At 44.7% G+C, this 21,893-nt stretch carries 17 protein-coding genes; 5 read left to right on the top strand and 12 right to left on the bottom strand.

Features of this window, described 5'->3' with window-relative positions:
* Positions 1-4: 4 nt before the first annotated feature.
* Entirely contained in the window at positions 5-904 is a 900-nt protein-coding gene (locus D9A03_RS03265) for an ATP-binding protein (RefSeq protein ID WP_120495810.1), read from the bottom strand.
* 252 nt (positions 905-1,156) lie between these two features.
* Positions 1,157-2,680 carry a choline-sulfatase gene (gene betC / locus D9A03_RS03260; protein ID WP_120495809.1) on the bottom strand — a complete coding sequence of 508 codons (1,524 nt, stop codon included), beginning with the start codon at positions 2,678-2,680 and terminating at the stop codon, positions 1,157-1,159.
* A 128-nt stretch (positions 2,681-2,808) separates the two neighbouring features.
* Here betC and D9A03_RS03255 point away from each other — a divergent pair, with 128 nt between their 5' ends.
* On the top strand, positions 2,809-3,738 hold the full coding sequence (locus tag D9A03_RS03255; protein ID WP_120495808.1) for a LysR family transcriptional regulator: 930 nt from the start codon (positions 2,809-2,811) through the stop codon (positions 3,736-3,738).
* A gap of 74 nt (positions 3,739-3,812) precedes the next feature.
* Entirely contained in the window at positions 3,813-5,033 is a 1,221-nt protein-coding gene (locus tag D9A03_RS03250) for a multidrug effflux MFS transporter (protein ID WP_120495807.1), read from the top strand.
* Positions 5,034-5,105: 72 nt separating this feature from the next.
* Here D9A03_RS03250 and D9A03_RS03245 read toward each other — a convergent pair whose 3' ends face one another.
* From D9A03_RS03245 to D9A03_RS03225, 5 genes are all read right to left on the bottom strand, one after another.
* Positions 5,106-5,507, bottom strand: coding sequence for a DoxX family protein (locus D9A03_RS03245; RefSeq protein WP_174233626.1), 402 nt, complete (start codon positions 5,505-5,507; stop codon positions 5,106-5,108).
* Between the two features lie 267 nt (positions 5,508-5,774).
* Positions 5,775-6,203 carry a universal stress protein gene (locus D9A03_RS03240; RefSeq protein ID WP_120495806.1) on the bottom strand — a complete coding sequence of 143 codons (429 nt, stop codon included), beginning with the start codon at positions 6,201-6,203 and terminating at the stop codon, positions 5,775-5,777.
* Between the two features lie 11 nt (positions 6,204-6,214).
* Positions 6,215-9,028 (bottom strand): TRAP transporter permease, encoded by a 2,814-nt coding sequence (locus D9A03_RS03235; protein ID WP_120495805.1) that lies wholly within the window; start codon positions 9,026-9,028, stop codon positions 6,215-6,217.
* A gap of 209 nt (positions 9,029-9,237) precedes the next feature.
* The gene (locus D9A03_RS03230; RefSeq protein ID WP_120495804.1) at positions 9,238-10,203 is read right to left on the bottom strand and encodes a TAXI family TRAP transporter solute-binding subunit; all 966 of its coding nucleotides are present in this window, start codon (positions 10,201-10,203) and stop codon (positions 9,238-9,240) included.
* Between the two features lie 540 nt (positions 10,204-10,743).
* A complete protein-coding gene (locus D9A03_RS03225) occupies positions 10,744-11,637 on the bottom strand; it encodes a MurR/RpiR family transcriptional regulator (RefSeq protein WP_120495803.1) in 894 nt (297 codons plus the stop codon).
* A gap of 135 nt (positions 11,638-11,772) precedes the next feature.
* Between D9A03_RS03225 and D9A03_RS03220 the strand changes: the two genes are divergently transcribed.
* Positions 11,773-13,107 carry an aspartate aminotransferase family protein gene (locus D9A03_RS03220; RefSeq protein WP_120495802.1) on the top strand — a complete coding sequence of 445 codons (1,335 nt, stop codon included), beginning with the start codon at positions 11,773-11,775 and terminating at the stop codon, positions 13,105-13,107.
* Positions 13,108-13,111: 4 nt separating this feature from the next.
* On the top strand, positions 13,112-13,939 hold the full coding sequence (locus D9A03_RS03215) for a 3-keto-5-aminohexanoate cleavage protein (protein WP_120495801.1): 828 nt from the start codon (positions 13,112-13,114) through the stop codon (positions 13,937-13,939).
* A gap of 62 nt (positions 13,940-14,001) precedes the next feature.
* Here D9A03_RS03215 and D9A03_RS03210 read toward each other — a convergent pair whose 3' ends face one another.
* The 5 genes from D9A03_RS03210 to D9A03_RS03190 all read right to left on the bottom strand — a co-directional run bounded on the left by D9A03_RS03210 (position 14,002) and on the right by D9A03_RS03190 (position 19,634).
* Positions 14,002-15,384: an aspartate aminotransferase family protein gene (locus D9A03_RS03210; RefSeq protein ID WP_120495800.1), complete on the bottom strand. Its 1,383-nt coding sequence runs from the start codon at positions 15,382-15,384 to the stop codon at positions 14,002-14,004.
* A 172-nt stretch (positions 15,385-15,556) separates the two neighbouring features.
* Complete coding sequence (locus D9A03_RS03205) at positions 15,557-16,063, bottom strand: Lrp/AsnC family transcriptional regulator (protein WP_120495799.1); 507 nt, start codon at positions 16,061-16,063, stop codon at positions 15,557-15,559.
* Between the two features lie 38 nt (positions 16,064-16,101).
* The gene (gene argE, locus D9A03_RS03200; protein WP_216825367.1) at positions 16,102-17,265 is read right to left on the bottom strand and encodes an acetylornithine deacetylase; all 1,164 of its coding nucleotides are present in this window, start codon (positions 17,263-17,265) and stop codon (positions 16,102-16,104) included.
* Positions 17,262-18,527, bottom strand: a complete 1,266-nt coding sequence (doeA, locus tag D9A03_RS03195) for an ectoine hydrolase DoeA (protein WP_254054962.1) — start codon at positions 18,525-18,527, stop codon at positions 17,262-17,264. The genes argE and doeA overlap by 4 nt, the downstream gene beginning before the upstream one ends.
* A gap of 141 nt (positions 18,528-18,668) precedes the next feature.
* Positions 18,669-19,634, bottom strand: a complete 966-nt coding sequence (locus tag D9A03_RS03190; RefSeq protein WP_120495798.1) for an NADPH:quinone oxidoreductase family protein — start codon at positions 19,632-19,634, stop codon at positions 18,669-18,671.
* A gap of 233 nt (positions 19,635-19,867) precedes the next feature.
* Here D9A03_RS03190 and D9A03_RS03185 point away from each other — a divergent pair, with 233 nt between their 5' ends.
* The gene (locus D9A03_RS03185) at positions 19,868-21,799 is read left to right on the top strand and encodes an ATP-binding protein (protein WP_162937955.1); all 1,932 of its coding nucleotides are present in this window, start codon (positions 19,868-19,870) and stop codon (positions 21,797-21,799) included.
* The last annotated feature ends 94 nt before the right edge of the window (positions 21,800-21,893 follow it).

Raw genomic sequence — 21,893 nt, 5'->3', positions numbered from 1 at the left:
AGGCTTAAAGTGCAATTCTGGCCGTAGCTTTATTACCCTTTTCATTATAATCAAGTTCGGTAAAAGCCATCATCTTTGCCAGTGCTATACCCCGCCCATGATTGGATCGAATACGTTCGTCATCAATTGTCAAATACTTGCGCCAGTTGAACCCGTTTCCCTGATCTTCAACAGTAAAGACAACTTCCTGATCACTACGTTTAAATTCGACCTTAACAAACCGATCACTATAGAGACCACTTGCAAGGCGATTCTGTATCTCGTCATACAAGCGCCCTGTTTCAACAAGCTCAGTTTTAAGATCGTAGCCGATTTCCAGATTACCATGTTCGACAGCATTGTGAAGCAGTTCGTTTAAACCAATAACAATCCCGTCAGCTCCGGGACAGGCCAGACTCAACATTGTTGTTAAGTTACGAGCTTCCTTCATTGTCCGAAACTCAAAAGTTCCAGACGTAATCAATCCTATAGCCGATGAACGGGTTTCTATCTCATTCAGTAAACTCTTAACATGATTAAACTGGTTAATCGCAGCGCAGGTTACAGAATATAAAATTTCCATATCGCAGGGTTTTGCAATCGTATGAAACCAGTTGTGAACAACCACTTCCAACGGAGACTTACGACTCTCAATCTCTGTCATCACTACAATAGGAATTTGATGGGGTAATTTTTGCGGCGCGCCCAACACAAGGGACGATTCTGATAATGACTCTCGATCATAGCTATCGGAGATGAGAATTAATCCTATAGGAGAAGCCCCAGACTCTTTAGAAAAAAGAACTGTGTCTGGCTCTAAAGAACAGACAACATCAAATTTTTTTTCATTCAAAAAACTTAAGATCTCATTTTGAGAACTCTCATCCGGCTCGATCAAAAGTATCCTAGAATCACTCGAATTCATTAACTCCCCCTGATCCCTGTGCAATCATTGGCAATGTGGAAAAGCATGGTTCTATTTTATCTAGGAGAATATAAACAAACCATGAAGATAATTGCGACCTATAGTTGTTTTAAGCATTAACTCAATCTGCGGCAGGAAAAACACTCATTTCAAAAAATGTTATACTTTTCTTAACTCTACTATACCGTTACGTATAGATTTAATCACTATAAGTGGAATTCAAATCTACACACTTGTCAGGTTTTCGACATATTATTCCCCACGAGGAAAGCGGGCACTTTCCTCAAGGATATTCAAATCCATATGATTGCGCATGTATCGCTCTGATGCTTTTTGCAAGGGTTGGAAATCCCATGGGAAATACCCTCCGTTTCGCAAAGCTTCATAGACAACCCAGCGACGTGCCTGACTCTCTCGTACCTGCGTATCAAACAAAGCCATGTCCCATCTATTTCTGACTTTCATGATGAATTGTTCAACCAAACTTGAATAGCGATTGTCCTCAGCCAGATTTATTATCTCGTTGGGATCTTCTTCCAAGTCAAAGAGTTGGGGCGGGTCCAATTCGCAATGGATGAATTTGTATTTTTCCTCACGAACAGAAACCAACGGTGCATAAGACCCTTCAGCCGCATATTCCATATAAACCGGATTATTGCGCGTCCCCCCGTTCATCAAGGGAATCAGACTTTCGCCATCTGTCCATGGTTCAACCTGACTTAGATCAACACCAGCAAGATCGGCAAGGGTTGGAACAACATCAAGGTTTGAAACCGGTGCTTTTACCAAGCCTGTTTTGCCTTTTGGCACAGAAATCATCAAGGGAACACGCGCCGAACCCTCGAAGAAATTCATCTTGAACCACAGTCCGCGCTCGCCCAACATATCCCCATGATCAGAACAAAAAACAATAATGGTATCATCACGCATCCGACAACGATCAAGAACACTGACAAGCTCGCCTACTTTTTGATCAAGATAGGAGATATTCGCAAAATATGCTTGGCGTGATCGCTTTACATACTCAGGCTTGATATCGAAGTTCTCATAATCATTCGCAAGATATATGCGTTGAGAATGTGGATCCTGATCATCAAAGGCAATTTGCTTAACCGTTGGTTCCAAGTATTCACAATCATTGTAAAGATCCCAAAATTCACGACGAGCAACATAGGGATCATGGGGGTGTGTGAAACTAACAGTTAAGCACCAGGGACGCCTTTCACCATCTTGTTCTCGAGCAAGTTGATACAGTTTTTGTTGAGCGTGGAACGCGACTTCATCATCATATTCCATCTGGTTGCTTATTTCAGCCACTCCAGCTTCCGTCACAGAGCCAAGGTTATGATACCACCAGTCAATTCGCTCGCCGGGCTTTCGATAATCAGGTGTCCAGCCAAAGTCAGCCGGATAGATATCGGTCGTCAAACGATCCTCAAAACCATGCAACTGATCCGGCCCGACAAAATGCATCTTCCCGCTCAAACAGGTGTAATACCCTGCCCGTCGCAGGTGATGCGCATAGGTTGGAATATCTGACGCATATTCAGCCGCATTATCATAAACTCTTGTTCTCGAAGGCAATTGCCCCGCCATAAATGACGCACGTCCCGGCGCACAAAGAGGACTTGCCGTATAGTTATTTTGAAAACGCATAGATTTTTGGGCCAAGGCTTTAAGATGCGGAGCGTGAAGAAAACCAGCTGGTCCATCCGGAAATAATGTTCCGTTCAACTGGTCAACCATGATGATTAAAATATTTGGTTGCGCATTCATTGCCGAGATCCTCTATCTAGAAAACAGTCAATCGCAATAGCAATAATTTGATTGACCATAAGACATAACAAAAATTACGATCCAAATTATATGACAAATAAATTTCGGCTTGTAGATTGAGATTTGACATGACTACCATAAATAATTTAGATAACAAAATTCACACACACATCGCCGAACTTCACGCTTTTGATGCTGCCAGCAGGCTGGGCAGCCTGACAAAAGCCGCAGAACAATTAAACATCACGCAACCCGCGCTTAGTCAAAAGATCAAACGTCTGGAAACTTTTGTCGGCGAACCTCTCTTTTTGAGACAAAATCGCGGCGTAAAGCTGACACCTACGGGCAAAGCCCTCTTCGATGCGACCCACACAAACTTCCAGTCTGTCCGTGACATCTTTGAAAACATCCAAAACAGGAGATCAACAAAGCAGGTCCGCATCAGCACCGACTTTGCCTTTGCCGGTCACTGGCTGGTGCCCCGATTGGCCGATTTGAGAAACGATCTAACAGGCCTCGACATTCAGGTTTTCACATCGCAGACACCTGATAACCCCATAGACTTTCAAAGTGACTTGGTCATATCCCTCAAAGAATCTCCGATCCCTGACACACGAAATCATATTCTTTTTGCCGAAGAAGTTTTCGCGATTTGCAGTCCAAAATTTCTTGCCGAGCACGGCCCCTTCAATAGTCCTGCAGACATATCTGATAAGACATTGCTGGATTTGACCGCTTCTTCAGACACTGACTGGCACAATTGGAAAAGTTGGCTAGAACAGCAAGATGTCGAAAAATCCCCTCCACTAACAACAATCGGCCTCAGTAATTACACCCTCGTTTTACAAGCTGCTATCAGAGATCAAGGACTGGCCTTGGGTTGGAAAGGCCTTATTGAAGAACAGCTTGAGCAAAATGAACTTGTAATCGCTTGGCCAAAATCTGTGAGAAGTGATCGTTCCTATTGCCTCCAACTACGGGAGGGCGCCTCCCCGTATGTCAGAAAAGTTTACGGCTGGATAAAAGAAAATTCTGCACAAAATGAGTTGACTGAATAAAGCACCTCGACTTGCCCGATCTTATAAGGGTCCTTATATGATGAGATATAAGTTTATGTCTTTTTGAGAGCCCCATGCCATTTACACGCCCCACAACTCCTCTTCGATCAGGAGAATTCATAGCACTTATTGCTTTTTTGATGTCATTGTCTGCTCTGTCCATTGATGCAATGATGCCCGCCCTGCCTTTGCTCGGGCAAGAACTTGCCGTTACAAAACCAAATGACGTACAGCTTGTAATCGGCATCATATTTTTGGGACTGGCTACGGGACAGATTTTCTTTGGTCCCTGGTCTGACAGCATTGGTCGAAAGCCTGTTATCTATTGCGGATTAACAATTTTTATCATCGGTTCAATAATCTCTGCCACGGCTAGCGACTTTAACATTATGTTACTTGGGCGCTTACTCCAGGGCGTTGGAGCTTCCGGTCCAAGAACCATTTCGGTTGCCCTAGTCCGCGACCAATTTGAAGGGCGTGCCATGGCACGCATTATGTCTTTTATTATGTCCGTCTTTATCATTGTGCCGACAATTGCACCGGCCCTTGGGCAATCAATTATGATACTCTTTGACTGGCAGGCTATCTTTTACAGCTTCTTCCTACTCGCCAGTATTGTTCTTTTTTGGTTTGCGTGCAGACAACCAGAAACTCTTGCAAAAGAACATCGGATATCCCTGACCTTTGGACATTTCTGGCATGGTTTGAAGACGATCCTCACCAATAAACAGGCTTTGGCCTATACTCTTGCCGCTGGTATTATTTTTGGGGCCTTCATCGGGTATCTCACCAGCGCCCAACAGATCTTTCAGGATATATATGGCATTACAGAGCTTTTCCCTCTCTATTTTGCAATCCTTTCTCTTTCAATCGGTGCAGCTTCTTTAACCAATGCCAATCTTGTTATGAAATTTGGCATGAGAAAGCTTTCCAAAATAGCCCTGATTACCATGACCATCCTAGCCATTTTGTTTCTGATCCCGGCAACTCTGGCTTCGGGACAACCACAGCTATGGTCATTTATGATCTATATGATGCTTAGTTTCTTCTGCATTGGTATCTTGTTCGGAAACTTCAATACTCTTGCCATGGAACCTCTTGGCAAGCTTGCTGGCCTTGGTTCCGCCGTTGTTGGATCCCTGACAACTTATATCTGCATGGCAATCGGCATTGCTATTGGACAAAACTACGATACCACGGTTTTACCCCTGGTCTATTCCTTTGCCATCCTTGGTCTCATTTCTCTGGGCATCATGCTCTGGGTTGAGAGACAGCCTGAAACACAACTCACATAAAAATAAAGCGGTGCACAAGGTCGCTGTGCACCGCTTACATCTTAATGAAATTTGACCTATAATCTGGCTTGCCTAATCCGGTTTAATAGCAAAACGTCCACTGCCTGTGAAAAGAAGTGCCAAGGCAGTTATCAAGAAGAAACCTTGAAGTTCCAGTTGCCACCCCCCTCGGCTATCCAAAAGCAAGAGTTGATGGCTGTGAACCAGCACCAGAGCAAAAATCATATTAACCGCGACCAGCAAAGACCCCAGCCGTGAATAAAACCCGGCGATGATCATAAGCGGTGCAACCACTTCACCAACAAACACACCATAGGCCATAAATTCAGACAATCCCATAGAGGCCAACTTGCCGCCAATGAACTGAATAGAACCTGGGTTCCCAAGCTTATGAATACCGTGCAAAATCATCATGCCGCCAAGGCCAAAGCGTAGAAGAAATAACCCCAGTGATGAATTATGAAAAATGCCCATCTATCCCCCTAGCGTTTTTTTACGCTGTCAGTGCATTTTCTATCAAAGACAAAAAAGCGCTCTACTTATCAGTTGTATTGTCTCGCCTTTCCTTTAGGTCTTTTGCAACCAGTACGAAAAGGCTTTCAAATATGATGACACAACAAAAAAAGAAGATCCATCATTTCAAGAAGTTCCGTATATTCCCTATCCAATAAACACAAAAACAGGCCCGATCATTTTCATAACCGAGCCTGTTGTTCAATTGCGAGAAAAGCTTACACGTCGTTAATCACGAACAACCAAAACAGAGCACTTGGCGTGACGGACCACCCGCGCAGCATTTGGCCCCAAGAGATAATTTTCCATCCGCGGACGATGCGCCCCCATGATAATAACATCGGCACTTATCTCTTCAGAAATACGCAGGATTTCTTCATAAGCATTCCCGTGCCCAATAATGTGCTGAACCTTGATATCATCAGGGATATTATCATCGACAAACTTGTGCAGCGCCTTGTTTGCCCCTTCCATCATCTGCTCTTCATGATCCTTTGGGAAAAAAGAGCTCACAATGCTGCTGCCAAAGTTGGGAACAACCGTCATGATATGAAGTGTTGATCCAAAAGCCTTGGCATATTCAACACTGGTAGGAAGCGCCTTGCCCCAGCTTTCTTTCTGGTCGAGATCAACGGCCAACAGGATATGTTTAAACATTCAAAATCTCCTTAAACGGCTGCTGTTTCAGCAAGTGGATTACGACGGCGACGTTGCAATAGTACAATAAACCCAAGCAACAAGAGTGCAGGAATATAGAACCATTGCTTAGCAGGACGCTCAACAGGCACACCAACCGATGTGATGACCTGATCAAAATCGAACCCGGCTTTTTCAGCTGCAGAGTTAAAGGTAACTCCATCAACAATAACCTTTCCTTCGTCTTCTAGAAGTTCCAGACCATAGCCTTCAAGACGCTCAGGACCTGATGCTTCATCACCAACCTTCATCATCAATGTAAGGGCAATAGGGTCCCCTACATCGTCTTCAGTAGAAATGATCAAACGAATTTTTTCATCTGGGTTCACATCAGCCATGGCCTGAACAAGCCCACTTCCACCACGCTCTTCATAAGGTTCAATTGCCAAATCCATCCAGAAACCAGGACGGAAAAAAGTAAAGGCAATTAGGACCAGTGCACAGGATTCCCAAAGCTTTGATTTAGCCAAGAAGTACCCTTGGGTACCTGCCGTAAATATCAACATGGCCGCAGTAGCAATAATGAAGATCAATACTCCTTCAAAGAAATCCACTCCAATTAACAACAAGGCCGTATTAAAGATGAAGAGGAAAGGAAGTAAAGCCGTCCGGAGAGAATAGAAGAAAGCAACAAAGCCTGTTCTAATTGGATCGCCCCCTGATACAGCAGCCGCAGCAAAAGATGCCAATCCAACTGGCGGTGTCACATCTGCCATGATGCCAAAGTAGAAGACAAACATGTGTATCGCGATCAGTGGCACATCCAGTCCGTTTTGCTGACCAAGAGATTGAATAACTGGAGCCAGCAAGGATGAAACAACAATATAGTTTGCTGTTGTCGGCAACCCCATACCCAGAATCAAGCTAAGGACCGCAGTCCAGAACAAAATCAACATGATATGACCAAGGGACAAGAACTCAACCAAAGCAGCGAGTTTCAACCCGACACCAGTTTGAGAAACAGCTCCCACAATAATACCAGCTGCTGCAGTGGCAATACCGATACCAATCATGTTTCTCGCCCCGGCAATCATGCCTTCGACCAATTCGTCAAGGCCTCTCCGGATTGTACCCGCCGTTCCTTCGCCGCGATAGAACGCAAAAAGGTAACGCTGTGTAAACAGGATAAAAATCATCAAGGCAGCAGCATAAAAAGCCGACGTTCCCGGTGACTTCCTCTCAACCATCAAACACCAGATTAGAACCACAACAGGTAACAGGAAATGTAATCCAGACTTCACAGTCGGGCCTGTTTTCGGCAGCTCAACGACCGCGCTGTTGGGATCATCCATCTCGAGATCCGGGTAAGAAGAACTAATTCGAGCCAGTAAGAGATACGCAACAAAAATCAGAGCCATAATGACCCATTGCGTCTCGTCCCCAAAAGTTGCCTTGATCAAATCGATGACAAAGAACAACCCAAAAGCACCAATGACAGTCGTTCCCAAAACCATCGCACCAGTGGAAATCGTCTTGGCAACAGTAGATTCATCCGCAGATTTTTTAAGAAAGCCAGCAATGCCGTACATAATAGCAAGAACACCGACAATTCCTGCCAACCGTGCCGTTGATGTTTCAAGTAATTGATAAACTACGGACAGGTAGTACAGTCCGCCAGCCAAAGCGATAATCATGGAAAGTGTAATTCCCCAAGACATGAGTACCCATGATGTTGGTTTTGTTTCGCCATGGCGAGACAGCCCCTGCATGTTCAACTTTTTGGCTTCCAGATGTACAATATACACCAAAGCAATGTAGGAAATTACCGCCGGGAGGAAGGCGTGTTTCACAACTTCGAAATAAGAAATGCCTACGTACTCCACCATAAGGAACGCAGCGGCCCCCATAACTGGTGGCATGATCTGGCCATTCACAGAGGATGCAACCTCGACCGCACCTGATTTTTCAGAGTTAAAACCAACCCGTTTCATCATAGGAATGGTAAATGTTCCCGTGGTAACAACGTTTGCAATGGAAGAACCGGAAATAAGGCCCGTCATCCCCGAAGCAACCACAGCAGCCTTTGCAGGTCCGCCACTAAAGTGTCCCATGAGCGCAAAAGCTACCTTGATAAAGTAGTTACCGGCACCGGCACGATCCAACAGGGCACCAAACAGCACAAAGAGGAAAACCAGATCGGTAGAAACACCCAAAGCAATACCAAAAACACCCTCGTCGCCGAGGAACTGATGATAGGTTGTCCCCCCAAAAGATGACCCTTTCCAAGCAATCAGGTCAGGCGCATACGGACCAAAGAAAGTGTAACTTAGGAATACAATTGCCACGACCATCAAAGGTGGCCCAAGAGCACGTCTGGTTGCTTCAAGCAGAAGAACCATTCCGATCACAGCAACAACGATATCAAACCCTGTCGGGTTACTTGGGCGGTTCGATAACCGCAACCCGGAAATAGCTTCAGCGAGAGACGTATCGGCTAAAAATGGATAGAGAACACAAAAGGTTCCAACAATGGACAAAACCCAATCCGCCATAGGAATACGGCGACGTGGTGAATTTTTGAAAGCCGGATAAGCCAAGAAGGCTAAAAACACAGCAAAACCAAGATGAATTGGACGGGATTCACGTGTCGAAAACACTCCCCACCCCAGTTCATACGGTATCGGAGACGCAATCCAGACCTGGAAAATCGACCAAATCAGTGCCGTAGCCGACATGACGAGAATAATTGTTTTATTAGAGGGTATTCGCCCCCCCGTATCTGTCGATGCGACGAGGTCTTGAAGCTCCTCATCACTCAGAGCAGTATTCGAATTTTCTGAAGACATCCCCTATATCCCTGTTAGCTATGCCCGGCTTTGTGACTTCTGAGAACCATTTTTGCCAGTGCTTCATGTGTTAACAATCAGATTAAATGGAGTTCATAATTTCTGATATACAAAACTAAAAATATCACAGGCCCAAACAATAAACTGACCATAAATAGAGATAGGGCGGAAGCACCATAGTTCTTCCGCCCTAGCATTAGATAACCAGATTACATCCAGCCACGTTCTTTGTAGTAACGAACAGCACCATCATGAAGTGGAGCAGACAGATTTTTTGTAATCATGTCTTCTTCTTTAAGATGTGCAAATGCAGGGTGCATTTTTTTGAAACGTTTGAAGTTATCAAAAACAGCTTTCACCATTTGATAAACAACTTCGTCATCAACAGCTGTGGAGCTCACAAAAGTAGCACCAACACCAAATGTTGTTACATCTTCTGGGTTACCGTTGTAAGTACCACCTTTAATAGATGTCATTGCATAGTAATCATTATCTGAAGCAAGCTTCTGAATAACATCATTATCAACAGTGATCAGCTTTGAGTCACAAGAAGTCGTTGCTTCTGTGATTGTACCTGACGGGTGACCAACAGTGAACACGATCGCATCAACTTTGTTATCACAAAGTGCGGCAGCTTGTTCAGCAGATTTAAGCTCTGAAGCAAGTGCAAAATCGCTCATCTGCCAACCCATTTTATCCATGACAACTTCCATTGTCGCACGGGCACCAGAACCAGGGTTACTGACGTTTACTTTTTTACCTTTCAGGTCATCAAAGGTTTTGATGCCGGAGTCAGCACGTGCAACAACCGTGAACGGCTCTGGGTGAACAGAGAATACGGCACGGAGTTCTTTGTAAGCACCGTCAGGGAACTTCTCTGGCGCAGTACCGTTATAACCGTGATACTGCCAATCAGACTGAGCAACACCCATGTCGATATCACCAGCGCGCATACCATTGATGTTATCAACGGAACCGCCTGTTTTATGAGTACAGTTAATTTCGTGATCTTTTGTACCTTTGTTAACCAAACGGCAGATCGCGCCACCAACTTGATAATATACGCCTGTTTGACCACCTGTACCGATAACAACGTGATTTGTGTCAGCATAAGCAGAAGATGCCATCAATGCTACACTTGCTATTGCTGTCATTGCCATTCTTTTTACAAACATGCCTACTCCTTGGTTTCATGCTTTTTTAATAACTCTAAGTATCTTGTAGGATATCAACTTTTTCAGCTGCTTTATCCCACAATCATATTCATGTGCCGAACCACAAACGAATACTATTAACCCTCACACACAAGGATTAAATCTTATAAACCATTGAAAATCTTCAACAACGAAGTTTCAAAGGTAATCCCGATGCAAAAGCACCGTAGAATTCTTTTGTCCTGACAGGTAGATTATTTGTTATTGGCAATAGTCTCTGAACAAAGCCTGTTCAAAAACTACGAAAAGTATATTGGATCCGTTGTTACCTTTTCGAATCTACTTTCGTTTCATGTGTTTAACTTACGTCAAAACAACCACTAAAGAAATAGCCAATTCATATTTTCCCTGTCTGATGAACTACTATGCGAGTTCTTATCTCCTACATGGTTGCGTATGTAATATTTACAGTCAACAGATAACATTTGTTCTTTTTCTGAATTATACATTTGAAAACCTCAAAAAGCCTTAGTTTACACACACCTTTGGGAATGAAGTCCCTCAAGACTTCCAGAAGACATTTGTCTCTTTACGATATTCATTAAAGCTCTGGATTCTTTGCTTTGTATCCGGCGCTCCTTTTTCAACCAGAGTTGTCATAAGCCATTCTGCCAATGCAAAAAATCCGACAAAACTGTCAAACCCGACAAAGTCTTTATAATTCCGAGGCGTCGTAATTGGCGAGATCAAGGTCACATCTGGTTTAAGGGGCAAAGAATTGGCCGTGCTGTCAGACATCAGGATTAGTTTAGCCCCTCTTGATTTGGCAATCTTGCAAGCTTCAATCGTTTCCCTTGAAAAGGGGGAGATCGAAACAGCAAGCACCACATCTTCAGCCTCAACCGTCAAAATCTCATCAACGGGAGAATTGGCAGGTCCCGGCGTCACAATTAAATTTGGCAGGGCCATTCTGCCAACATAGTAGAGATAATGGATTAAGGTATAAGGCGCACGTGTCCCCATTAAGTACACATCCCGAGCATTCAGAATCATTTCAGCAGCCTGTTCAACATCCTCGGCTTCATTGTGACGTAAAGCTTCAGTAACATTACCAATAACACTGGTAACCGTATCTGCTCGTACCCGTTCAATACCACCACGATCATAAAGCTCATTCACCCACTGGGTTGTATTTGAATTAGACGCGCTGGCTGTCAAGGCGGCCCTGAACGGCTCTCTTAACTGGTTATAACTCTCAAACCCCAGCTTTTGTGCCAGGCGCACCAGAGTATTGGTGCTGACGCTTGTGGCTTCGGCACAATCCCGAATTGATTTCATCCCAAACTCAGCAGGATTATCGATGATAAACATTGCAACACGACGTAAACTGCGAGGATATGCGTTCAGCTCTTTCGTCAAACGCTCAACAATACGGGCTTTATCAACCAGGCTCATTTTATCCTCTCTCAACACACCAAAATATAACAAATGTTATTATATCTCACTTATTGACACAAACGATATTTTAGCGAACTCTGTTTGTCATATTATGCATTTGGCAAAGGTTTCGCTTTGTCCCGGAGAGCAAACATGGGTCATGTATTTCCACGTCACACAAAAACCAATCTGCCAACAGCTGTTGCAGGTGAAGGCTGTTACGTTATTGATCAAAACGGCAAGCGTTATTTTGATGGATCTGGTGGCGCTGCGGTATCGTGCCTTGGCCACTCTGATCAAGTCGTACAGGAAGCCATAAAAAAACAAACAGATCAGCTGGCTTTTGCTCATTCCGGTTTTTTTACAACCGAACCTGCTGAAAAGCTGGCCGATCTGCTTGTTGCAAACGCACCAGAAGGTATAGATCGCGTTTATTATGTTTCTGGTGGCTCGGAAGCTGTCGAAGCTGCATTAAAGCTGGCCCGTCAGTACCATCTGGAACACGGGGATAATGACAGATCCCACGTTATCGCCCGCTGGCAAAGCTACCACGGCAATACAATTGGAGCACTCTCAGCTGGTGGTAACAAGTGGCGACGCGAACCCTTCATGCCGATGCTTGTTCCCATGTCGCACATTGATCCCTGTTACCCCTATCGCGACCAGCAAGAGGGCGAGAGTGATGACGCTTATGGATTACGTGCTGCAAATCGATTGGAAACAGAGATTCTTAAAGTCGGCCCCAAGAAAGTTTCAGCCTTTATCTGTGAACCCGTTGTCGGCGCAACAATGGGGGCAGTTGCCGCAGCACCTGGATACTTGAAACGCATTCGCGAAATTTGTGATCAATACGGTGTTTTGCTTATTCTTGACGAAGTTATGTGTGGCATGGGGCGCACCGGCACTCTGTTCGCCTGCGAGCACGACGGCATCACCCCGGATATCCTCTGTATCGCAAAGGGACTTGGCGCAGGCTATCAACCCATTGGTGCTATGCTATGTACCGGGAATGTCTATAGTGCCATAGAAAACGGGTCCGGATTTTTCCAACACGGCCATACCTACCAAGCGCATCCGACCGCTTGCGCCGCCGGATATGCTGTTGTCTCAACGATGTTGGAACGCAACCTTCTGGACAACGTTAATAACTGCTCGGAACAATTGATACAAGCCCTTACAGATGAATTCGGGCAACACCCCTTTGTTGGTGATATCAGGGGGCGCGGCCTGTTCATCGCGCTGGAATTGGTAAAGGACAGAGAAACAAAAACACCTTTCGATCCAAGCCTCGCGCTTCACGCAAAAATCAAAAAGGCAGCCTTTGAAAACGGCTTGATCTGCTATCCAATGCCCGGAACCATCGATGGTAAAAACGGTGATCATGTTCTACTGGCACCGCCTTTTATTATTGAAGATGACCATATCGAAGAAATTGTCGAGAAGCTGTCCACCAGTTTCTCATCTGTCTTTGATGCACTAGGAAGTTAAAGTAATGTCGCCAACCATCCTTATGGCAGCCCCGAACGGTGCCCGGAAAACCAGATTAGATCACCAGAACCTGCCAGTGACGGTTCCCCAAATCATAGAAGAAGCTATTGCTTGCCAAAAAGCAGGTGCAGCAATGGCCCACCTTCATGTCAGAAATCAGGATCAGCAACATGTTCTTGATTCTGGCCTTTACACAGAAGTTCTAAACGGCATTAAAGAGGCAATCGGCAACGACCTCTTGGTTCAGATAACAACAGAGGCCGTTGGACGATTTAGTCCACAAGAACAGGCCAGTTGCGTCAAGAGCGTCAAACCCGAAGCCGTCAGCGTTGCTTTGAGGGAGATGATGCCCAACGGCGAAGAGGCCCATGGATCTGAATTCTATCACTGGGCCGAAGAGGCTTCGGTTCATGTTCAGCACATTCTTTATGATGCGAGAGATTTTAAACGCTTTCTACATCTTGCTCAAAAAGGCTTAATACCCAAAGCACAGCCATCCCTTCTTTTTGTTCTGGGCCGTTATGCCTCAGATAATCTGGGCAAAGTTGAAGAACTCACACCTTTTCTAAAAATAAAACGGGATTCAGAGGTAATTGATTTTGGCCCTTGGTTCGTCTGCGCCTTTGGCCATAGCGAAGCTCTATGTGCTTCTGAAGCAATCACACAGGGCGGACACGCCCGGGTTGGGTTTGAAAATAACGCCTATCTCAAATCCGGCAAAGAGGCGAACTCGACTGCCGAAATAATCGCACAGACATACAACTATGTATTGGCAATGGGCAAAACAATCGCCACAGCACAGGAAGCTCGAAACCTACTCGGCATTTCCTAAACAAAATACGCCAACTATTCAGAGCAAAATTATATCCGCACAGTTGGCGTATCTTTCAAGCTTTAGATAACTTTTTCAGCAACATAGGAAATCGCATCTCTGGCGGCTTCAATAATAATATCCGCCTCTTCTTTCGTCATACAAAGCGGCGGGGCAAACCCGAGAATATCACCTTGTGGCATCGCACGACCAATAACCTTGCTTCGTTCCAGCAAAACAGTGGCGATTTGCGGCCCAATCTTATCTGCCGCATCAAAGAAGATACGGTCATCACGATCTTTGACAAATTCAATAGCCGAGAGAATACCTTCCCCTCTGACATCACCAACAATCGAAATATCAGACAGAGCGTTTTTTAAACCATTGTTGAAATAAGTCCCCATTTCACGTGCGTTACAGACCAGATTCATTTCATCAATCAGCTTTAAGTTTGCAACACCTGCCGCCGCCCCAATCGGATGTGCTGAATAGGTCCAACCATGACCAATAGGCCCCAGCTTGTCCGTTCCTTCCTCTAGAACTTTCCAAACCTTTTCCGATACAACTGATCCGGAAAGAGGTGCATAGGCTGATGTTAAACCTTTGGCGATCGTGATGATATCTGGCTCTATATCATAGTGGTCAGATCCGAACATTGATCCCAAACGACCAAAGCCAGTTACAACCTCATCAGCGATCAATAGAATATCGTGTTTTTTCAGAACGGCCTGAATAGCCTTCCAGTACCCCGCAGGCGGCGGCACAATGCCACCCGTCCCAAGAACAGGCTCACCAATAAAAGCCGCTATTGTGTCTGCCCCTTCCTGCGCAATCAGTTCTTCCAGACTATCGACACATTGCTGCACAAACTCAGCTTCTGTCTGATCCAGTTTTTCACGTCGGTAATAATAGGGCGCATCAGTATGTACGACTTGCGATAATGGCAGATCAAACTTGTTATGGAACAGCTCAAGCCCCGTTAGAGAGCCAGTCATCAGACCAGAACCGTGATACCCTCGCCATCTTGAAATGATCTTCTTTTTCTTAGGGCGGTCCAACACATTATTATAGTACCAGACCAACTTGATATTGGTCTCATTCGCGTCAGACCCGGACAAGCCGAAATACACTTTGGACATATTCGCGGGCGCCCGATCCAGAATCATTTTTGCCAGCGTAATAGACGCTTCAGTTCCATGCCCGACATACGAATGATAATAAGCAAGTTCTTTGGCCTGTGCTGCAATTGCATCGGCAACTTCCTGCCGTCCATAACCGATGTTTACACAGTAAAGCCCGGCAAAAGCATCCAGAGTTTTGTTACCATCGCGATCTTCAATATAAAGACCTTCCCCACCGGAAATTATCCGGTTTTGCAGATCTCCACGGGCGAACTGGGCCAAATGTGTTGAAGGATGAAAAAAATTATCCCGATCCCACTCGGCCAGTTGATCATTTCTAAGCATGTTATTTTCCTTGAAGTTTTCTTGCCATTTGGCTTCAATCGATGAAGATCATTCGTTTGGCTGCAGTTAATTCAGCAGCTCATAATATCGGGTCTCAAAGGAAAAATGCGTCTAAAGACAAGGAAAAAAGCAGAAGAGTTTTCGTCTATATCGTCAAAATCAGATATTTCGTCTATACGCTTGGCGTTTCCTCTTGAACCAAAACATCAATGGGCAAAGCATTTGTCTGTTTTACAGGTTTTGTAACCACATAGGTAAAGTAGCGCTTCAAGCCAACCTTGGCCGCAAGCAGATGGTCGACAAAACGCTGATATCCATCAACATCCCTGACCACGATCTTGAGAATATAATCAAGGCCTCCACCGACGGCCCAACATTCCTGTATTTCTGGATAATCTTGAACAGCTCGTTCGAACTGTTCAAAATCTTCTGCCTGATGGCTGCCAAGTTCAGCTTCCATAAATACAAACGACAGCGGCGCAAAAACTTTGACCGACAGCCGTGCTTCGTAGGCTTCAATAACACCGGCTTTTTCCAGTCGCTGAAGCCGCGCCCAGCAAGGTGTAGGAGATAAATTTACACGTTCAGCAAGCGCTGCCTTTGTTATGCGTCCTTCGGTTTGCAATATTTTCAGAATAGCAATATCGCGATCATCAAGGCGAAGACCAGCAGCGAACATTCAGTAACCCTCACTTTCTTTTTGTAAATTGGCTTCTCTTATTGAGATTGGTGTTTCGCCAAATCATGCAAGAAAGAGAGACAGCGCTCAAGCTCTGAAATTTCAATAAATTCATCAGGCTTGTGTGCTTGATCAATTGATCCCGGACCAAAAACAACCGTGGACAATCCCACGCGTTCAAAATAACCAGCGTCTGTCCCAAAGGAAACAACACCGCGCGTATTACTCCCCGTCAACTTCCGGATCAATGTAACCGCCGGGGAATCATCACTCGCATCCAGGCTTGGCATGTTCGCATCCAGAACTGTCACGATATTGGCTTCGGGCGATGCACGCTGCATTTCTGGCAACAACTCATTATCTGAAAAATCGAGGATTTCTTGAAAAATAGCCTGTCCGTTATCACCCGGAATTGGTCTTATTTCCCAAACTATCTCACAACTGCCTGCCGTAATATTGCTTGCCGCACCACCGTCAATTCGACCGACATTACACGTCGTATAAGGCGGATCATAAGGAGAGTTAATCTTTGGTTCCGCTGCCAAACGGGCGCCAACTTCCAAAACCTTTCCAATAAAACGAGACGCAAATTCGATCGCATTCACCCCTTTATTCGGCTGAGAAGAATGCACTTCAAACCCGGTAAAGCGAGTTGTAATTTCCATTCCAGCCTTATGACCTGTGACAAGCCCCATGTTTGTGGGCTCACCAACAATCATCACATCAGGTTTAAAATTCTTGGAAACGATATCATCCGCCAAAACAGGCGCACCAAAACCACCAATTTCTTCGTCATAACAGAAAGAAACATGAATTGGCCGCTTAAGCCCTGAACGTTGAAACTCTGGAATCATCGCTAATGAACAGGCCAAAAACCCTTTCATATCAACAGCGCCACGCCCGTACAATCGATTATTTCGCTCTGTAAGAACAAAGGGATCTGTTGCCCATGACTGCCCTTTCACCGGTACAACATCGGTGTGACCGTTCAGAGCAACGCCCCCTTCAACAACCGGACCTATCGTGGCATAGAGATTGGCTTTCTTTTTTGTCTCGTCATAGGAAAGTGACGATGAGATCCCATGTCTTTTCAGGTACTCTTCAATATAGGAAATTATATCAAGATTGGATTGTCCTGACAGACTTTGAAAGGAAACCAGTTTCCCCAAGATCTCTTTGGTTGAAGAGAGCAGATCCATCATGAGATTACGACCAATTCCCGGGGAACAGAGGACAACAGTTCCGGTCCGTTCGCGCCAATCGCAAGGCTTTCGGTAATCTCAAGCCCCCAGTCATCCAACCAGAGCCCGGTCATGAAATGGAATGTCATTCCCTCTTTCATTACGGTTTTATCTCCTTTGCGAAGGCTCATTGTATGCTCTCCCCAATCAGGCGGATATGCAAGCCCTATGGAATAGCCTGTGCGGCTGTCTTTGATAATTCCATGTTTTTCTAAAACGTCAAAAAAGGCAATCGCAATGTCTTCGCAAAGATTACCTGCTTTGGCTTTTTCCAAGCCAGCTTCCATGCCTTCAAGAACAGCCTTCTCGCTATCAAGAAACTTTTGATCCGGCTTTCCTAAAAAAACTGTCCGCGACAATGGGCAATGATAACGCTTATACACGCCGGCGATTTCAAAGAAAGTTCCCTCGCCCGACTGCATGGGCTTGTCATTCCACGTCAAATGCGATGCAGATGCATCGGCCCCGGAAGGCAAAAGTGGTACAATCGCGGGGTAATCCCCACCGTATTCGGGAATACCGCGCAATCCCGCATCGTAAATTTCCGCGACCAGTTCATGTTTTCGCAATCCCGGGCAAATTGTTTCCCTGATACGCTGATGCATCCCTTCCACAATTTTCCCAGCCTTACGCATATAGGACAGTTCTTGGTCCGATTTCACAGATCGTTGCCAGTGAACAAGATTTTTACAGTCTTTAAAATTGGCATTCGGGAGATTCCGCACTAAAGACGCATAGGCCGCTGCCGTGAAATAATAGTTATCCATTTCAACGCCGATAGAATGACGTCCAAGTCCCTTACTCTCCAGGATTTGGCACAGGTAATCCATAGGATGGCGTTCATCTGACTGAACATAATGATCCGGATATTCAATGATATTCTCATGGGATAGGTAAGTTGTGCGCTTGGCTCCGTTCGCATCAATCCCCCTGCCAAACCAGATCGGTTCTCCCTCAAGCGTGACAATAACACATTGGTGGACATAAAAAGACCAACCATCATACCCGGTCAACCAGGCCATATTCGCCGGGTCCGTGATCAGCAAACTATCAAGACCAGCATTTTGCATTGCCTGACGCGTTTTTAACAGACGTTCTGCGTATTCTGTACGGGCAAAACTCAATTCAACTGTATCTGGCAAAATCACCATCTCAACACCTGTCATAATAAAGAGGATAGCAACTGAAACGAACTCATCAAAACCGCCCTGTAAAACTTTCACAAGATGGCTTCCTGAGGATTTTCCTGTTTTTTTCTGGAACATAGTCGCACATCTCACCCAGATAATTCACCTAAAGAGAAGTGCAAAAAGAGAAAAATCTTCGCCTGAACAGCAGGAAAACCAGTTTCTAACATCTAGGATTCAAACAGCTAAAACCACCTTCCCCACGGTTTCTCTATTTTGCAAGGCCCGCATGGCATCAGGCAACTGTGCGAGCGTAAATCGTGTATCGACAACCGGATTGAGAAGATCTTTTTCCAGCATCCCGAACATCTTATCCATCATATCTTTTATCAGCGCGGCATCCTGATCATGATGCCAATAAACCCCTTTGGCTGATGCTCTTTTAAGCATTAGCCGATTGGCCGGAAGCTCGGTTATAGTTCCCGACGCAAATCCCACGATCAGAATAACGCCGTTACGGGCAAGACATCGTATACTCTGTAACCCGATTTCGCCCCCAACCGGATCATAAATAACATCGGCACCCCCTCCATTTGTGGCATCCTTGACCAACTCTACCCAGTTTTGATCACTATAGTTGATACAGACATCCGCCCCATGCTCCCTGGCCAGATCCAGTTTCTGTTCATTGCTTGCTGTCGCTATCACCCGAGCGCCAATAGCCTTGGCAATTTCCACAGCCGCAAGGCCAACACCACCCGCCGCGGCATGTACCAAGACAGTTTGGTCAGGCTGCAGTTGTGTACTGTCAAAGAAGGCAATCATAGAAGTCGTGTAGATAACAGGTAACGCAGCAGCCAATTCAAAGGAAATATTACCAGGAATAGAAAATGCAGCATCACAAGGAACCAGCGCCTGTTCAGCAAAGCCACCCCAGGAAATTTTACTGGCAACACGATCACCTGATTTCCATTGGCTATTCTCTGGCGCAGAAACAATCGTCCCGGCAACTTCCTGTCCCGGTATAAAGGGCCTAGGGGGGCGAACTTGATACTTATCTTCCGACATCAGGAGGTCAGAAAAATTAAGAGCCGCCGCTTTCACATCAATAACAAGCTGCTGTCTGTCTGATAACTTTAAATCCAGATCAACAAACTCTAGCCCATCTATCCCTTGCACATCCGAAGATACCCACCCACGCATTTTTCAACACTTTCTGATAACAATGTTTATAGCGAAAGATTGACATAAAAAAAACGAACCGAATAGTGCATAGATCACAGGGGAAAACAATAATTGCCTCCCCCCCTATCAAGAATTAGATGAAGCAAGCTCTTTCCTGTTATTTACCACTCTGCTTTCCGGTATTAACCTTCAATTATCTATATTGAATTATCTTCAATCATAAACATAATAACAGTTAGGAAATTATGGCAGTGAGTTCTTCAGAAAGCCCTGCCTCTCAAGGGCCTGTTGGGTTTTTCTCAGCACTTCATTCTCCTTTGTGCAGGAAAATCAGTTTTATGATTTTCCTCTCGATCATTATCATCGAAATTATCATTCTGTGTTTCTCCTACGCTAGCCAAAAAGAAAAACTCTTTGCAGATCTGGAACACACCGGATATGTGGCTATTACCTCGGCATTTTCGAGTGAGCACCACTTAATGGGCGTAGAAGATATAACAAATCCCAGAAGTATTTTCGGGATGCACGAGATTATCGGCGTGATAATACAGAACAATGGCAAAGAAGTTATTTCTGTTGGACAAATTCCCACAACTTCATCGTTGCAATTACTTCCAAACGAAGTTTATCGAAAAATATCAGAAAACACTTCTTCTTACGATGTAGGTTGGGGCCTTTCTGTTGACAACCATGATCATCAACAAAACATCTATATCCGTATGGATACCGGTTCAATTACCAATCAACTGGAAGCTTATGTTCTGAGGGTTTCCGGTTTGGTCTTGCTCATCTCATTTTTTGTAACAATTGTTACGGTGTCCGTTCTTTGGTTATATATCCTTCGACCTATTTTAAGCCTACAAAACCTGTGTGTCGATCCTTATGGGCTTGGACTCCCCGGCAATCTTGACGCAAAACAACTTCAGCGCCAGGACGAAATGGGTGATCTGTTTCGCGCTTTTAAATCAATGACTTTGGACATGCAGCAAGCCGCCAAAGCATCACAGCACGTCCAAAATTTGCTTGAAGAACAAATCGCGAAACGGACATCAGAGCTTGAGAAGGTTAATCAAGAGTTACATCAACAAATCCAGACAACCCAACAATCAGAATCTCGTTTTAAAATGTTCGCGCAAAGTTCAGCAGACTGGTATTGGGAAATGGATACTGATTTGAGGTTTTCATTTTTCTCAAATCGTTTCAGCAAGGTAACTGGCGTTAATCCCGAGCAGCTTATCGGGAAAACCCGGGAAGAGACCGGCGTTCCCGGTATTACTGAGGATCAATGGGAAAAGCACCTGGCTTGTTTGGCAAATCATGAATCATTTCGAGAATTCATCCACACAAGAACAAAACCTGACGGGGAGACCGTGTGGCTTTCTATAAACGGTGAAGCAACATTTGACGATGAAGGAAATTTCTTAGGTTACCAAGGAACCGGTTTAGACATAACAGAACGTCAAAAAACGGCCCAACTCACAGAAAAGGCGAGTAAAGCAAAATCCGAGTTCCTCTCGTCAATGAGTCATGAATTAAGAACGCCGTTAAACTCTATCATTGGCTTTAGCCAATTACTGGAAGAAGATGATCATACTCCTTTAAACGATGAACAAAAGCTCTGTATAACTAATATTACAAAAGCAGGGAGATATCTGCTGGAGCTTATAAATCAAATTCTCGATCTGTCAAAAATTGAAGCAGGTTATGCCACCTTTAACCTTGAGTATTTTTATCCCAAAGAGGTGTTTAGGGAATGCTTTGAAATGTTTAGAGAACAGGCCGGCAAGCGCTTGATTACAATGAAAGACATTCAGGAATCAGACAAAAGTGTTTATCTGGATCGCTTTCGTTTCAAGCAAATTATCATTAATTTCATTTCCAATGCGATTAAGTATGCACCCGAAGGAAGCAAAATAATATTTGGGTGCCAGAATCTACCCGATGACAAAATTTATATTTATGTCTCAGATACGGGGCCGGGTATACCAAAGCACATGACTGCAAAACTGTTCACCCCCTTCGAAAGATTACACCACAAGGGATCAGAAGTAGAAGGAACAGGAATTGGTTTGGCAATATCCAAAAAACTGGCACAAGAAATGGGGGGAACAATTGGCTATAGAAATGATTCAGAGCAAAGCTCCACATTTTGGGTTCAGTTCCCAGGTTTCTATAAAAAATAGCAAACTAAAAGCCACATCAACAACCTAAGATTAGATTTTCATTATAATTATCAATTTTTAAGGATACAATATCTATCGCATGGAGAATTGACGT

This window comes from Kiloniella sp. EL199 (genome assembly GCF_900313065.1).
Classification (GTDB): domain Bacteria; phylum Pseudomonadota; class Alphaproteobacteria; order Kiloniellales; family Kiloniellaceae; genus Kiloniella.
This window is presented reverse-complemented; position numbering and strand designations above follow the sequence as displayed.

Coding starts and splice junctions, on each gene's coding strand:
- D9A03_RS03190 (WP_120495798.1), bottom strand. CDS start 19,634: ATGCGTGGGTGGGTATCTTCGGATGTGCAAGGGATAGATGGGCTAGAG.
- D9A03_RS03220 (WP_120495802.1), top strand. CDS start 11,773: ATGGGTCATGTATTTCCACGTCACACAAAAACCAATCTGCCAACAGCT.
- D9A03_RS03255 (WP_120495808.1), top strand. CDS start 2,809: ATGACTACCATAAATAATTTAGATAACAAAATTCACACACACATCGCC.
- D9A03_RS03215 (WP_120495801.1), top strand. CDS start 13,112: ATGTCGCCAACCATCCTTATGGCAGCCCCGAACGGTGCCCGGAAAACC.
- D9A03_RS03235 (WP_120495805.1), bottom strand. CDS start 9,028: ATGTCTTCAGAAAATTCGAATACTGCTCTGAGTGATGAGGAGCTTCAA.
- D9A03_RS03230 (WP_120495804.1), bottom strand. CDS start 10,203: ATGTTTGTAAAAAGAATGGCAATGACAGCAATAGCAAGTGTAGCATTG.
- D9A03_RS03250 (WP_120495807.1), top strand. CDS start 3,813: ATGCCATTTACACGCCCCACAACTCCTCTTCGATCAGGAGAATTCATA.
- betC (WP_120495809.1), bottom strand. CDS start 2,680: ATGAATGCGCAACCAAATATTTTAATCATCATGGTTGACCAGTTGAAC.
- D9A03_RS03205 (WP_120495799.1), bottom strand. CDS start 16,063: ATGTTCGCTGCTGGTCTTCGCCTTGATGATCGCGATATTGCTATTCTG.
- argE (WP_216825367.1), bottom strand. CDS start 17,265: ATGATGGATCTGCTCTCTTCAACCAAAGAGATCTTGGGGAAACTGGTT.
- D9A03_RS03245 (WP_174233626.1), bottom strand. CDS start 5,507: ATGGGCATTTTTCATAATTCATCACTGGGGTTATTTCTTCTACGCTTT.
- D9A03_RS03265 (WP_120495810.1), bottom strand. CDS start 904: ATGAATTCGAGTGATTCTAGGATACTTTTGATCGAGCCGGATGAGAGT.
- D9A03_RS03210 (WP_120495800.1), bottom strand. CDS start 15,384: ATGCTTAGAAATGATCAACTGGCCGAGTGGGATCGGGATAATTTTTTT.
- D9A03_RS03240 (WP_120495806.1), bottom strand. CDS start 6,203: ATGTTTAAACATATCCTGTTGGCCGTTGATCTCGACCAGAAAGAAAGC.
- D9A03_RS03225 (WP_120495803.1), bottom strand. CDS start 11,637: ATGAGCCTGGTTGATAAAGCCCGTATTGTTGAGCGTTTGACGAAAGAG.